Origin of the sequence: Rhizobium sp. AP16 (assembly GCF_000281735.1) — a bacterium.
Lineage (GTDB): Bacteria > Pseudomonadota > Alphaproteobacteria > Rhizobiales > Rhizobiaceae > Rhizobium > Rhizobium rhizogenes.
The window spans coordinates 26843-41475 of sequence record NZ_AJVM01000012.1 but is presented as its reverse complement, the minus strand read 5'-3'; the positions used below and the strand labels follow the sequence as shown (position 1 = coordinate 41475).

General features: G+C 58.1%; 10 protein-coding genes. 6 read left to right on the top strand and 4 right to left on the bottom strand.

Going from position 1 to position 14633, the window contains the following annotated elements:
* Positions 1-1002 carry a glycosyltransferase gene (locus PMI03_RS07620; protein ID WP_007691600.1) on the top strand — a complete coding sequence of 334 codons (1002 nt, stop codon included), beginning with the start codon at positions 1-3 and terminating at the stop codon, positions 1000-1002.
* 34 nt (positions 1003-1036) lie between these two features.
* Here the strand turns inward: PMI03_RS07620 and PMI03_RS07615 are convergent, their stop codons facing one another.
* On the bottom strand, positions 1037-2479 hold the full coding sequence (locus PMI03_RS07615) for a lipopolysaccharide biosynthesis protein (protein ID WP_007691598.1): 1443 nt from the start codon (positions 2477-2479) through the stop codon (positions 1037-1039).
* A 151-nt stretch (positions 2480-2630) separates the two neighbouring features.
* Positions 2631-4598: a hypothetical protein gene (locus tag PMI03_RS07610; RefSeq protein WP_007691595.1), complete on the bottom strand. Its 1968-nt coding sequence runs from the start codon at positions 4596-4598 to the stop codon at positions 2631-2633.
* 311 nt (positions 4599-4909) lie between these two features.
* Between PMI03_RS07610 and PMI03_RS07605 the strand changes: the two genes are divergently transcribed.
* The 3 genes from PMI03_RS07605 (at position 4910) to PMI03_RS07595 (ending at position 8489) form a co-directional block, all read left to right on the top strand.
* Complete coding sequence (locus tag PMI03_RS07605; protein ID WP_007691593.1) at positions 4910-6250, top strand: NAD(P)-binding protein; 1341 nt, start codon at positions 4910-4912, stop codon at positions 6248-6250.
* A gap of 175 nt (positions 6251-6425) precedes the next feature.
* Entirely contained in the window at positions 6426-7508 is a 1083-nt protein-coding gene (locus PMI03_RS07600) for a glycosyltransferase family 4 protein (RefSeq protein WP_007691588.1), read from the top strand.
* A 48-nt stretch (positions 7509-7556) separates the two neighbouring features.
* Positions 7557-8489, top strand: a complete 933-nt coding sequence (locus PMI03_RS07595; RefSeq protein WP_007691586.1) for a family 16 glycosylhydrolase — start codon at positions 7557-7559, stop codon at positions 8487-8489.
* Between the two features lie 49 nt (positions 8490-8538).
* Here PMI03_RS07595 and PMI03_RS07590 read toward each other — a convergent pair whose 3' ends face one another.
* Positions 8539-9693, bottom strand: a complete 1155-nt coding sequence (locus PMI03_RS07590; protein ID WP_007691584.1) for a glycosyltransferase — start codon at positions 9691-9693, stop codon at positions 8539-8541.
* Positions 9694-10063: 370 nt separating this feature from the next.
* Here PMI03_RS07590 and PMI03_RS07585 point away from each other — a divergent pair, with 370 nt between their 5' ends.
* Complete coding sequence (locus PMI03_RS07585; protein WP_374190986.1) at positions 10064-11140, top strand: alpha/beta hydrolase; 1077 nt, start codon at positions 10064-10066, stop codon at positions 11138-11140.
* Positions 11141-11207: 67 nt separating this feature from the next.
* On the opposite strand, the gene katG is transcribed toward PMI03_RS07585, so the two are convergent.
* Positions 11208-13406: a catalase/peroxidase HPI gene (gene katG, locus PMI03_RS07580; protein WP_007691582.1), complete on the bottom strand. Its 2199-nt coding sequence runs from the start codon at positions 13404-13406 to the stop codon at positions 11208-11210.
* Positions 13407-13643: 237 nt separating this feature from the next.
* Here katG and PMI03_RS07575 point away from each other — a divergent pair, with 237 nt between their 5' ends.
* On the top strand, positions 13644-14621 hold the full coding sequence (locus PMI03_RS07575; protein WP_007691580.1) for a hydrogen peroxide-inducible genes activator: 978 nt from the start codon (positions 13644-13646) through the stop codon (positions 14619-14621).
* Positions 14622-14633: the final 12 nt, after the last annotated feature.

The window sequence follows — 14633 nt, the reverse complement described above, 5'->3', positions numbered from 1 at the left end:
ATGGAATCTCCGAAAATCGCCGTCATCATCACCTGCTGGAATTATGAAACCTATGTGGCGACTGCGATCCGCAGCGTCCTTTCACAGGGGCGGGACGATTGCGAGCTTGTCGTGATCGACGACGGCTCGACGGATTCCTCCTGGGACATCATCCAGAGCGAGGGCGTGACCGCCTATCGCATTGAAAATGGTGGGCAGCGTGCGGCGGGCCTTTACGGATTGGAGCGAACACAGGCGCCGTTCGTTCTGTTTCTTGATGCGGACGATGAGCTGGCTCCAGGTTCGCTCGCAACGATCATTTCGAGGCTGGACAGCGACGTCGCCAAACTTCAATTCTCGCTGACCCGGATCAATGATCGGGGAGAGGTTACCAGTGCCGCGACACCTCTGAAAGAGTTCCGCGAGCGCGAAGCGCTTGCCGATCTCGTGCTGCGCACAGGCGTCTACACCACCCCACCGACATCCGGAAACGTGTTCAGGCGCGACCTGTGCGAACACCTTCGGGACATGACTTACGACCGCGCTGTGGATGGAGTGATCCTGTTTGCTGCGCCGTTCATGGGCGATGTCGTGAGCCTGTCTGATGAACTGGGACGCTACCGTGTCCACGGCCGTAACATTTCCGGGCTGGGGCGTGCCGTCGACCCGGCTTCGTTGCGCGGCGAACTGAACCGCTTTGTCCAGCGGATGAGCCACCTGCGCCGAATTCTGGCGCAGTATGGTCGGGCAGATGAGCTGGTTCAGCCCGAGCGGGCCTATTTTTATCTCGAGCGCAGCTTCTATCTGGCGATAGCCGAAGGGCGGCGCCCACCGATCCGACGTCTGCTTGAATTGCTTCGCCAGCTTTGGCGGGAAGCCTATCCCATGAAGACCAAGGCGACCGTCGCGGCATTCTGGTTGTTGACCATGGTGCTCCCAAACCGACGGGCGCGCGGTGGACTTGCCTATCGGCTGAATGGAGGCAAGCGCTCGACCCTCGGGATGATTCAGTCGCTGCTATAACGGCCATGAGCCCGAGCTCGGATCGGGTAGGCGATCACCGACGACGGTCAGCCAGTTCGAGCCGTCCACGTCCGGCGATCAGTCGCACGCCGAGGGCAAAGAGCGTCCCGACATAGGCCGCGGCACCCGTCGCCACGACGAGGGCAAGCTCCAGGACATGATTCCAGGACCGTCCCGCCAGCTCGTCTCGTAGCATGAGAACCCACACGACCATGACGATCGCGGCAAGGCCGATCTTCCATATGTTTTTCAGCTGCGCCCCGATACCAAGCCCCAGCAGCCTCCGGGCGTCGTTCAGGTAGAATGCGAACATGATAGCCGAGAGGAGAACCCTCGCGACGCTGACGCCGCCGGTCGAAAAGAAATAGAAGCCGATCGAGATCAGAACTATCCTGAAGCAGAGATCGATGGCATTCAGCCTGAAGAGAATATGAGGACGGTCGAGAGCGAGGCTGGCCGAATACAGGGTCTGAAAATAGGGGATCGGTATCACCGCCAGTGAAAGCATGCTCAGCAGAGGAGCCGCATCCTTCCATTTTTCTCCGAGCAGGAGATCGGTGACAAGGTCCGATGTCAGCGATATCCCGACGCAGGCGGGTACTGAAATCAGCATCGCGAAGCGAGCGGCCTTGAGAAAGGCCAGTCTCATTCGCTGAGGATCCGAGTTGATCTGCGAGAAAGCGGCCATCACCGGCTGCAGTGCCGGCCCGATCAGGCTTTGCGTCGGAACCACAGACACGTCGCTCGCCACGGCATAGCGGCCGAGCGTGGTGCTGTCGGTGCCGGCGCCGATCAGAAAGCGATCGAATTGCCAGTTCAGCGCCGAGACCAGTTGCGCGGAACTGAACCAGCCGACGAAGCCGGCGAAATCTGATAGCCGCGCCAGCGAGAGCGCCGGCCGATATGGGGCAAGCACATAGGACATCGCCACGGCCGCTATCGAATTGGTGACGAAGTTGGCCGCGATGGCCCAATAAGCCCCTCCGGAAAAAACGACGATGATGGAGACGACGAAGGCGCACAGCTTGCCGCAAAACTCCATCATGAAGGTCTGCTGGAAGCCCATATTTCGGGCGAAATGCACCATCGCCGGACTATAGAACCCTTTCACGATCGGGCCTAATGCCAGCATGGCAATCAGGGGGATCAGTTGAGGGTTGTGATTGAACATCGAAAAGGGCCAGGCGGCGGTCATGACGATGAGCGCGATCAATGCGCTCCTCATGACGCTCAGCGTGAAGCCGGTGTCCAGATGGCTCTTGTTGATGACGTTCAGCCGGACCAGCGCCTGCGTGACCGGCACCTCGAGGACGGTATCGACGACGACCACAAGCGACATGGCCAGCGCCGCCAGGCCGAAATCGGCCGGCGTCAGGATGCGAGCGAGGAACAGAAGCGTGAAGAAGTCGATGATGCGCCCGAGGAAGCGTGACACGATGAGCCAGCCGGCTCCTTTGAAGGCTTTGAACGCGAGCATCCTGAACCTCTAAGACCTCGCCCATCGCCATGGTAAACCGACATTGGCTCCATGCCGTTCCATGGTGGGCGGAAGCTCTTCTGGTTGTGCTTCGACGGAACCATGCTTAAGACGCGTTACAATAGTCATGGACATGTCCTTGGCATAAAATTCAACGATATAGGCGGGCCGAAACCCCTCGCAGCACATGCGCCATTTCAAGCGCGGCAAGCAGCGGCGGTTTGAGCAGAGGGAAGTCGCGCGCAATGGCACCCTCGCGCCACAGATGCGATTTGACCGACATCAGCTTCTTGGCAAGATCCGTATTTTGCGGGCGATTGAGCACATGCACCACATCGGAACGGCCGAAGTCGACCGAGCGGGCGCCGACGCCGAGGGCCATGATGTCGATCCGGCTCGGATTAGTGATGGCTTGCTTCAGGCGCAACCAGGCACAGTCGGCGTCACGCAGGACCTGCGCGCCGCTACTGATCCGATCGATATATTGCAGGGCTCCGGACAGAAGCGGATTTCCCGCCGCCGGTTCCAGCTTACCGTATCGGATATCGCCGGAATTGGCGATGACAGCGCCGCCGGCATCCTCGCTGAACTGCCGAACGGATGGCAAGGCAGGCTCGAACAGGCTCTCGATGATCTGCCAATAGCGCAGGATCACGGTTTCCACCTTGAACGGATTGTACAGATTCTGCTCGACGACGAGGCCCGCGACCATCGGAAAATGGTCCTCGCTCAGTCCCTTGTAATTGCAGCGCGCAAACTGGATGGTCTCGAACCGGCGATCGGGAAGGCCGGCGGCCAGCAGCCGTTGGGTGCTGCCGTAGAGGCCCGTATCGCAAAGAACGATGCGTTTCGCCTGACTCGAAATCTGATCGAGATGGCGAATGAACAGGTCGTTTTGCTTGCGAATATCGTCCAGCACCGCTTGGCCGACACTGCTATCGAGCAGCGCGAAAAATCGCTTTGGATCGAAAGTCTGTTGCCAGGGCTCCGGCAGTTCGTAGCTTTGTCCACCCAAGGCGCGGGCGACGTCCGCGAAGCTTCCCCGCTGGAACTCGCGACCGAGTTCGTCCAAGACTGCCGGGCTCCTGGTCATGACCGCCGAACGCGCGGCGACAAGCCTTGAAACCAGAATATTGTCGCGCTTGAGGTCAAGCGGCAGGCCGAGCGCCTGCAAAACCCGCTCGAAAGCCTCCCTGATGCCGATGCCGCCCCTGGCGCAGAACAACAGCGCGGTGTCGCCATCAGCTTTTGCCTGCGTGGCATATAGCCAGATGAACAGACAGAACTCCGCGACGATCGGTCCGAAAACCTCCCGGCCGAAGGAGACCTTGTCGTGTGGCGCGGGAATATCCTGGCCGTGATGCGCCAGGCGCTGGCGGATCTGTCTGACCGCTTCGGTGGCTGCGCCGTCCGCGCGCGAAGCATAGCGATCAAAACGGCTCCTTGGAAGGTGAACGGTCTTGATCCCCATTGCGTCGGGCACCCGGACGTCGGCCACCACATCGTCACCAATATGCAGAACCTGAGACGGGGAAACGGCCTCAGTTTCAAGCACGACGGAAAATAGCCCGCCATAGCGCTTGCTCGCCTGGGCATCGGCGCTCGAATAGATCTTGTCGATCAGCCCCGGACCGTGGAAATGGTTGATCAATTCGGCAAGGTGGTCGGTTGAAAGTCCGGTGTCACTCACCGCGACAATTCGGGTGCCAGCCTGTCGATATCGCCTCAGTAAGGTGGCGAGTGCTGCGTTTGCTGAGAGAGCCGTCTTTTCAACGGCCAGTTCGATGGCGAGACGCTCCTCTGTCAGGCTTTCCGGTAAACCAAGCAACGCCAGCTGGCTGCGGATAATATCGGCTAACCGCACTTCGCCCGCACCATCACCTGCATTGAGCGCGCGGTAGGCAAACTTCTGAGCAAGGAGACGAGCCCTGACAAGTTCGTTCTTGCCGATGGACAGACCTCGATCTCTCAGGAGATGCGCAAAACGCGTCTCACCCGCAGCGATCCGGGAGCGCTGCGACTTTCCACGGCGCAACAGTAGCGTGTCGAACACGTCGGTAGAAATCAGCTCGATTTCGTCGGCATGCTGATAGAAATCGTCGAGGCTTCGCCGTAGCACTAAACACCCCCTCGGCGTGCACCGAAATTCAGTCGATTTTTCCAAGCAAGATATGATTTCCAATATCGAATTGCTTATAACAATGGTTCGATATTGATTTGAAGCATAGACTAGCAGCATAGAGTAAAATATATCAAGTACTATTCGGAAATATAAAGGAAATCACCTGAATTTATGTTCCATTTATCTCCTGATGAGGATTAGTATGCACTGTAATATCCGAATTATTTAGATTGTATGTTTGAATTCAACTTCCAATATCTCAAAAGATAATCTACGCTTGTAAAACGGCTGGAGGTGAGGGTGACTCCATGAATGATGCAGGCCATCAGACCATCATCGACCCCGTCACCGAGGCGGAACGGTTTGATGCCGTCGTTCTTGGGGCCGGTATTTCAGGACTGGTTTCCGCGTCGGTACTGCTGCGGCAGGGCTGTGCCCGGGTTCTCATCGTCGACGAATATGACCATATCGGCGGAAATCACATCGACTGGTCCTCCGGGGGATACACCTTCGACATCGGCAGCCTGATTTTCCAGGACGATTCTCCGCTGCTTGAGCACTTTCCCGAGTTGCTGCCTTTATATGTGCCGATCACCCCGCAATGGGCGCGGTTGAACCCTCAAGGGATGATCACCACCTATCCGATCTCGGTTCGGGACGACATTTTCGGTGCGGGCCTGCTGGAAAGCGCGCGGATTTTTGCCTCGGTGATCTATGCCCGCCTGTTCCAGCGGAAAATGCGCAATGCGCGAGAGTTTGCGCGCTATTGGATTGGTGGACGGCTGCTCCATCGCTCCGGCCTGGAATCCTACATGAGGCGCTTCTACGGAGTTGCGACGGATGGGATCGATATCGAACTCGCCCGTAAGCGGATGCTTTGGATCAGCGAGCATGCCTCCATTCAGAACCTTATTTCCCGCGTTTTGAAACCGAAACGGCAAGGCCCGACCAATCGGCAAATGGCGCGCCCCAAGGAGGGATTTCGCTTTCTCTACAAAGCGGCCTCCGATCGGCTGGAAAAGGACGGTGCCGCGTTTCACTTGGCTGCTGAAATGCTGAGCGTCTACAAGGTTCAGGACCAGTTTCACCTGCAGCTCAAAGACAGACTTGTCGCATGCGACCGCATCATCTCGACCATTCCCATTCACAGGGCGGAAGAGCTATGCGGGCTCGATTCCGGGCGAAAGCTCGACACGATCACGCTCATCGGCCTTTATTTCAGCTTTTCCGGCGATCGCGGTTTTCGTCAGTCGATCATCTATAATTTTTCCCACGAGGGCGCGTGGAAGCGCCTGACGATGTATTCCGACTTTTATGGTTGCGCCGACGATCGCGAATATTTCACGGCGGAGGTCATCGGCAATCACGCCGGCGGCTCGGTACAGCAGGCCGAGGACGACTTCAGGGAGCATGTCCGCGCCAATGGACTATTCCAGGGCGACCTCAAGCTCGAAGGAAGCTATGTCCTGGAAGAGGCCTATCCGATCTATAGCCGAGGCGCTGCTCAACACGCCGCCGAAGCCATCCGGCAACTTCAGGCGTTCGGCCTCGAATCTCTCGGCCGCCAGGGCGGATTCAACTATCAACCGACCGCACGCGCCTCCACAGTGGAGGCCGAGGCCGCACTGCGCGACAAGCAAATTGCCTAGATAATTTGCCGCGCGACCGTGGGGAAATGAAGAATATATATGTGCCGGATAGGCTTGGAATCTCAATGATGGCTGACGTCTCTGCGGAATATAGTCGTGAATATTGAGAAGTGACATAGAATTATTCCGGCATCGAAAATTTGTATTTGTCGACAATGGTATTGGGTGCGGTTTCATGCGGATTTTGCATATTCTCAATCACACGAACAGGCTGAATGGACATGTCCATGCGGCGGTCGATCTTGCCTGTGCGCAAGCCAAGCTTGGCCACGATGTCTGCGTCGCGAGCGGTGGCGGCGATTTCGATCAGCTGCTCCACAGGTATGGTGTTACGACCGTGGTGATCGATCATCAGAGAAAGCCGTTCAACCTGCTGAAATCCTCGTATGCGTTGCGCAGGCATGTTCGCGCATGGCGGGCGGAGATCGTTCACGCCCATATGATGACGAGCGCCGTGTTGGCGTGGCCGATCTGCAAGGTCGCCGGCATCCCTCTTGTCACCACGGTCCACAATGAATTCGAGAAAAGTGCGATCCTGATGGGGCTCGGAACGCGCGTGATCGCGGTGAGCGAGGCTGTCGGCGCGTCGATGCTGAAGCGCGGAATCCCGACATCGAAGCTTCGTGTCGTCCTCAATGGCACGATTGGTTCGGCGCGTATCGAAAACCGCAGTCCGTTGCCCATCGTTCTCGGGTCTCCGAGCATCCTCTTTGTCGGCGGTCTGCACCCTCGAAAGGGCCTTCCCGATCTTTTCGAAGCCTTCCGGCTCGCACATGAGAAGCATCCTGCGGCGAGGCTCTATATTGTCGGGGAGGGGCCGTTCCACGCCGACTATCAGGAGGCGGTCGCGCAAATGGACTGCGCGGCGGCCGTCACATTCCTCGGCGCAAAGGAAGATCCCTTCCCCTGGATGGTGGGCGCCGACATTTTCGTATTGCCGTCCCACGCCGACCCGGCCCCCTTGGTCCTCTCGGAGGCGCGTGAGGCTCGCTGCGCCGTCATCGGGACAAAGGTGGATGGCATTCCGCAACTGCTGGAATATGGCGCGGCTGGAATTCTCGTGCCGCCGCATGACCCGCCGGCGCTGGCGGCAGCGCTCTGCGGCCTGCTCGAAGACCCCAGCCGTATCGGGGAATGGCAGGACAGGAGCCAGATACGGATCGAACGCATGACGATCGACCGTGTCGCTCGCGAGACCATGGATGTCTATGCGGGCGCCCTTGAAACGGGTTCGAAAACCGCACAAGCCGCAGCCTAGCTGGCGACGTAACATCGAAGCGCACGATGGACCAACAGAGGACAGGAAATGACGATCGCAACTTCTCGGCGCAACGTCCTGATAGGAGCTGCCTCGCTTGCCGCCGCCGGCGGTCTGCTGTTGACGAACAAACGGCCCTCCGCTGAAGAGGCTCCCGATCCGACCGAAGGTCGCAGCCTTATCTTCGACGAAGGATTTACGACGCTGGACACGGCGATATGGGATGCAGGCCCCAAGGCGACCACCTTCGATACCGGCTTCTACGGACGATCCGCCTTCAGCCGGATCGATGGCGAAGAGGGCTTCAATCCCTATGCGATCGTGGATGACCCATCAGCGAGCAACGGCAAGGCGCTTCAAATCTCGGCCCAGTATATTGGACGCCAGATGAATGTGCCGAACTATTACGGCAACAACCAGCCTGAATACCAATGGATTTCCGGCAATATCCAGACGGCCAAGCCTGACGGCACGATCCTCAAAGGATGGCGGCACGGCTATTTCGAGGCGCGGATGCGGTTTCCCGCCCATCCCTTGAGCTTTCCTGCTTTCTGGCTGATGAACGGCAGGAGCATTCTCTTCCCGAAGACAAGCATCGAGCTTGATGTCGTCGAGCAGAAGGGGTGGGAACGCGATCTCTATGGCGCATACCTGCACGAATGGGGCAAGCCGGGTGAGCATCATGAGGGCATCGGCGTCCCGACCGGTGTCGACATCACCACGGGCTACTTCCGCTACGGCCTGCTCATCGAGGGCGCCCGCTGCCGCTTCTACTTCGAGCGCAAACAGATCCGTGACCCGAAAACCCAGCAGCCTATCGACTGGACGTTGGGGCGCGCGGCGGAGATGGATGCGGGTAACGACGTGTTCTGGCCACTGCTTACGCTCGCCTTGCGGTCGGACGTGCCGTTCCCCAATCCGCTGAAGCCGGAAGACCGGCTAACCCATATGCGGGTCGACTATATGCAGGTTTATGCGTGATGCCCGTCGATTTGCCGGGTTAGGCGAGCAGCGGCCCAGTCACCATGGCTTACGAAATTTCCTTCGCGGCGACCCGCAAGGCATCCGCATGCACATCGACAACCCGCTCGGTATCGAAGCTGTCTATGAAGCTCTGCCTGAATTCCGCATGGGACAATTCATCCTGCAGGTTGTCGCAGTAATAAATCATCGCCTTGACCAGTTCATCGCCGCCGCTCACTGGAACAAGGCGTCCGAGACGCCTGTCGACGAGAATGTCGCTCGGACCGAATTCACAGTCGGTCGAGATGACCGGCAGGCCGAACCTCAGGGCCTCGCAGATTGCCAGCGACCAGCCTTCCCAACGCGACGTCGATACGTAGATGTCACTGGTGGATAAGGCCGGTTGTGGATTGTCCGGATGGTGCTCGATGCTCACCACGTCTTCAAGTTCCAGTCGACTGATCTGATCGCGCAGTTCGGCCTCTCCCGCGCCATAACCCACGACCTTCAATCTGACGTTCTTGCGAACCTTGCAGAGCTCCGCGAATGCGTCCAGCAGGATGTCCTGCCCCTTTTGATAGGAAAATCGGCCGACATTCACAAAGGTAACGCAGTTTACGTCCTCAAGAGGTTTTATTCTTCCAGCATCGAATTTTCTGACGGGATTTGGCAGCCAATATTGCGGGGTCTTGCTGGCAAACATTGCCTTGAATGATTCAAGCTGCTTGGGTGATGTGCCGAAGACATAGGAGAGGCGCTTGATGAAATAGATCCTCATCAGGAAGAACAGGATCTTGGCCTTCAGATGGCTCGGTTCCAGCCGTGGATTGCCATGCAGATGCATGGCGAAATTCCTTCGGATTCCGAGGCAAGCCATCATGCAAATGACCGTTGGCTCAATCTGCGGGACGACGATAAGGCCGTAGTCCTTGCTCTTGAACACGCTTCTTAAGATAGACATCAACTCTCGTCTGCTGCGGGCAATTCTGTCGATCGTATTATAGCTTTGCTTTCCGGCTGGCCGGTTTTTGTGGTGAGACGTGTAAAGGACGTCGATCTCGAAATCGGCTGCGTATTTTTCGGACAGGGCAGAGCATATCGTATCGACCACGCGCTCGATGCCTGCGAATGAGTTTGTACCGGGTTGAATGTAAAGGATTTTTATGCGCTCGTGAGTTGGTCTTTGTTCTTTCCCATCCGGCAATGCGGCGTTCATTTGCATGCGCGCGTCCTATTCGAGCTGACAGGTCTTCATAGCACGATGCAGAGTACAGCATTAATAACAAATGGCGAGTGTCTCCAGTATTGTTTAGAAAAGAAATAGTAATATTCGCAACCTGAAATTCGATAAGTATCTCCCTTATCCGAATAGCCTATAAAATGGATTTTGCTGCGGCTTGGAAAATGATGGGCGCCTTGCCGGTACCTTGTACTGGGCTTAGGTAGAGGGGGCATCTCTCGATGACCGCTTTCAATTCGTTGACGCATGAGTCAATGAATCATTTGAATGGCACCTCTGCGCGTGCTAATGCCCTTGCGTGGCAACCGGGCGCAAAGGCCAGAGAATGAAAAGATTTAGCCTGCTTCTGATAATGGCTATGCTTGCGTCATGTGCGGGCCGCCCAGGACCTGAGGTATTGGAAACGGTCTCCAAAGCGCCTGCAACGACGAATACTTTCACGGTCTACTCAGCAACGACCAGGCCAAGAAAAGATCCGGCGCAGAATATTTTCACGAATGGGCGATCGATTTCAACAAACTACGCCCGCTTCACGATCTCCATTCCTCCGACGCATAAGAGCGGCCAGATAGAATGGCCCCGTCCGAAACCTGACCCGCAGAAGACATTCGCGGTCACTGGGCAAGCCGTCCTTAACCGGGAGAGTTTTTTGAAGACACTTCCCGACAAGGGCGAAGAACGCCGGGTTGTCGTCTTCGTCCACGGTTATAATTATAACTTTCAGGAATCCCTGTTTCGGCTTGCCCAGTTGAGAGCCGATTCAAATCTCCCGGCGGTGCCGATCTTGTTTTCATGGCCGTCGCAGGCCGCTCTGGCGGGCTATATAGCCGACAAGGATTCAGCCACATTTTCCCGGGATAACTTGACGCAGCTTCTCGTAGATATCACCAGGGATCGCAAGCGCGGCGAAGTCATGGTGTTCGGTCATAGCATGGGCGGCTGGTTGACCACCGAAGCTCTCAGGCAATTGAAGCTGGAAGGCCGGGAGGATGTGCTGGCCAAGCTTACTGTGGTCCTGGCGGCTCCGGATATCGATGCGGATGTGTTTATCTCGCAGCTGAATGTCATCGGCAAAATGTCTCCTCCTCTGACGGTTCTCGTTTCGCCGGACGATCGGGCTCTGGAAGCTTCGACATTTTTGGGTAGCGGTGTGCCCCGCGTCGGTGCGCTTGATGTCAGGGATGAAGTTGTCCGGGAAGCGGCGGTCAAGGCCGGTGTCCGGTTGATCGACATTTCAGCGCTCAAAGCTTCCGATCCAGGCAATCATGATCGCTTCATCGCTCTGGCGTCGATGAATCCGAATTTTGATGCCGGCACGAATGGAAAAACGAACGCTGTTGGACAGGCCGGCGCCTTCGTCTTCGATGCCATCGGTGCAACAATATCCAGCCCCTTCCGCCTGGCTAGCCGAGCGGTCAATCCGCAGTAAGGCTTCCAATATATGGAATCGGGCGCGGCTGGGATTCAGCCGCGCCCGAATGCGTTTACGGTCCGGATCAGACCAGATCGAAGCGATCGGCGTTCATCACCTTCGTCCAGGCCGCCACGAAGTCACGTACGAACTTCTCCTGCGTATCGCCCTGACCATAGACCTCGGCCAGCGCCCGCAGCTGCGAATTGGAGCCGAAGACGAGGTCGATACGGGTGCCGGTCCACTTGATTTCATCCGTATCGCGGTCGCGTCCTTCGAACACATATTTCGAGTCCGGGGAAGCTTTCCATGCCGTGCCCATGTCGAGCAGGTTGACGAAGAAATCGTTGGTGAGCGTTTCAGGGCGCTTGGTGAAGACACCATGCTGGGATTGTCCGGTATTGGCGTTCAACACGCGCAGGCCACCGACCAGAACCGTCAATTCCGGCGCGGTCAGTGTCAGCAGTTGCGCCTTGTCGATCAGCAATTCCTCGGGCGAAATGGTGTATTCGCCCTTCTGATAGTTGCGGAACCCGTCGGCGATCGGCTCCAGAACAGCAAAGGACTCGACATCGGTCTGTTCCTGCGTCGCGTCGGTACGACCGGGCGCGAACGGAACCTCGATGTCGTGGCCGGCATTCTTGGCTGCCTTTTCGACTGCGGCAGAGCCGGCAAGGACGATCAGATCCGCAAGCGACACCTTCTTGCCACTCAACTGGGCGTCGTTGAATGCCTTCTGGATGCCTTCAAGTGTTGCGAGCACGGTCGCCAGCTGCGTCGGCTGGTTGACTTCCCAATCCTTCTGCGGGGCAAGGCGGATACGTGCACCGTTCGCACCGCCGCGTTTGTCAGAACCGCGGAAAGTGGCAGCCGAGGCCCAGGCGGTCGAGACCAGCTGCGAGATCGGCAGCCCCGATGCGAGGATCTTTTCCTTGAGATCGGCGATATCCTTGGCGTCGATCAACGCGTGGTCAACGGCGGGGATGGGATCCTGCCAGATCAGTTCTTCGGAGGGAACTTCCGGGCCGAGATAGAGTACGCGCGGTCCCATGTCGCGGTGGGTCAGCTTGAACCAGGCGCGAGCAAAGGCATCGGCGAACTGATCCGGATTTTCGAAGAAACGCCTCGAAATCTTCTCATAGGCAGGATCGACGCGCAGGGAAAGGTCCGTGGTCAGCATGGACGGTGCGTGACGCTTGGACGGGTCGTGCGCGTCCGGCACGATACCCGCGCCGGCGCCATTCTTCGGTGTCCACTGATGGGCGCCGGCCGGGCTCTTGGTCAGTTCCCACTCGAAGCCGAACAGGTTTTCGAAGAAGTTGTTGCTCCACTTCGTCGGCGTCGTGGTCCAGATGACTTCCAGGCCGCTGCTGATCGTGTCGCCGCCCTTGCCCGTTCCATAGCTGCTCTTCCAGCCGAAGCCCTGCTCCTCGATATCGCCTGCCTCGGGATCGGCGCCGACATGTGCGGCGTCGCCCGCGCCATGGGTCTTGCCGAAGGTATGACCGCCGGCGATGAGGGCCACGGTTTCCTCGTCGTTCATAGCCATGCGTGCGAAGGTCTCGCGGATGTCACGGGCCGCGGCAAGTGGATCCGGGTTGCCGTTCGGGCCTTCCGGGTTGACGTAGATCAGGCCCATCTGAACGGCGGAGAGCGGCTTTTCGAGCTCGCGGTCGCCGGAGTAACGCTTGTCGCCAAGCCAGGTGTCCTCTGAGCCCCAATAGACGTCTTCCGCCGGCTCCCAGACATCGGCGCGGCCGCCGGCAAAGCCGAAGGTCTTGAAGCCCATCGATTCCAGGGCGACATTGCCCGTAAGGACGAGCAGGTCGGCCCAGGAGATCTGGTTGCCGTATTTTTGCTTGATCGGCCAGAGCAGGCGACGTGCCTTGTCGAGGTTGACGTTATCAGGCCAGCTGTTGAGCGGCGCGAAACGCTGCTGACCGGCTCCCGCACCCCCGCGGCCATCGCCGGTGCGGTAGGTGCCGGCGCTGTGCCAGGCCATGCGGATGAAAAGCGGGCCGTAGTGACCGAAGTCGGCCGGCCACCACTCCTGCGAATCGGTCATCAGCGCGAAGAGGTCCTTCTTCAAGGCCTCCAGGTCGAGCTTCTTGAATTCCTCGGCATAGTTGAACGCCGTGCCAAGAGGGTTGGACAGGGAGGAGTTCTGATGGAGAATCCTAAGGTTGAGCTGGTTCGGCCACCAGTCCCGGTTCGACCTGCCGCCATGGGCCGTGTGCGTATGCACGACGGGACATTTGCCCGCGTTGTCGACTTTCGTATCCATAATTCTCTCCCTTGAGATTCTTTGAATTGAGCTAGTCTGAGAAAGACAGTCCTGAGGCGAACGTGCTTGGGCGTCAGCGTTCTGGATAGTCCGGACATCGGTGAGCTACGCACGGTCGGCAGCCACCTTACGGGCCGCATGTGACAGTGACGCATCTCATCTTTGCTTCGAGTACTATAGCCAAGCCCCTTCATTAATTTAAGTTGGATTTTCTGATCGTCGCGATAAGGTAGACTTATGACAAATTTGACACTGAAGCAGTTTCGCTATTTCGAGGCGTTAGCACGGCAGGGGCATTTCGGGCGCGCGGCCGATGTCTGTGCGATCTCGCAGCCCGCTCTGTCGATGCAGATCAAGGAGCTGGAGGAAACGCTGGGTACGGAGCTCTTCGAAAGAGGCGCGCGCCAGGTCCGGCTCACCAGCTTCGGAGAGGCGTTTGCGCTGCGCGTACGCGAGATCCTGCGTTCGGTCGACGAACTGGGGGATCTGGCGAGGGCTTCGCAGGACAGGCTGGTGGGGCGGCTGCGGATAGGCATCATCCCGACGGTCGCGCCCTACCTACTACCCGCCATCATCGGCAATCTCACACGCATGCATGACGGACTTGAGATTCATGTGCGCGAGACGCTGACCTCGAAGCTGGTGCAGGAGCTGGCGGAGGGGCGGCTCGACACCGCGATTGTTGCCTTGCCGGTCTCCGAGCCTTCGCTGACCGAGGTTTCGCTGTTCTCGGAGAACTTCGTGCTGGTCCGGCCGGGCGAGGATGAGGGAAAGCCGGTGCCCAATCGTGAAGCGCTCCGTGAAATGAGGCTGCTTCTGCTTGAGGAGGGGCATTGCTTTCGCGATCAGGCCTTGTCGTTCTGCAACATACAGTCGGCGCTGCCGCGGGAACTGATGGACGGCAGCTCTTTGTCCACACTGGTTCAGATGGTCAGCGCCGGCATTGGTGTCACCTTGATCCCGGAAATGGCCGTTGGAGTGGAGACGCGGTCGGCGTCGGTGTCGGTCGCTCGTTTTCAGAATGTCCAGCCGTCGCGAACGATCGGCATGATCTGGCGCAAGACAAATCCTCTGGCCAAGCAATTCCTGCAGATTTCCGAAGTCGTCCGGCAGTCTGCCGATGCAATGCGCGCGCGATATAATCCGACATTGTCGACGCGGGAGCCTGGGGTTGACGGTCGCAACATAGAGGTGGCGGAGGAGGCGGCGAATTGAGTGGTCTTGCTG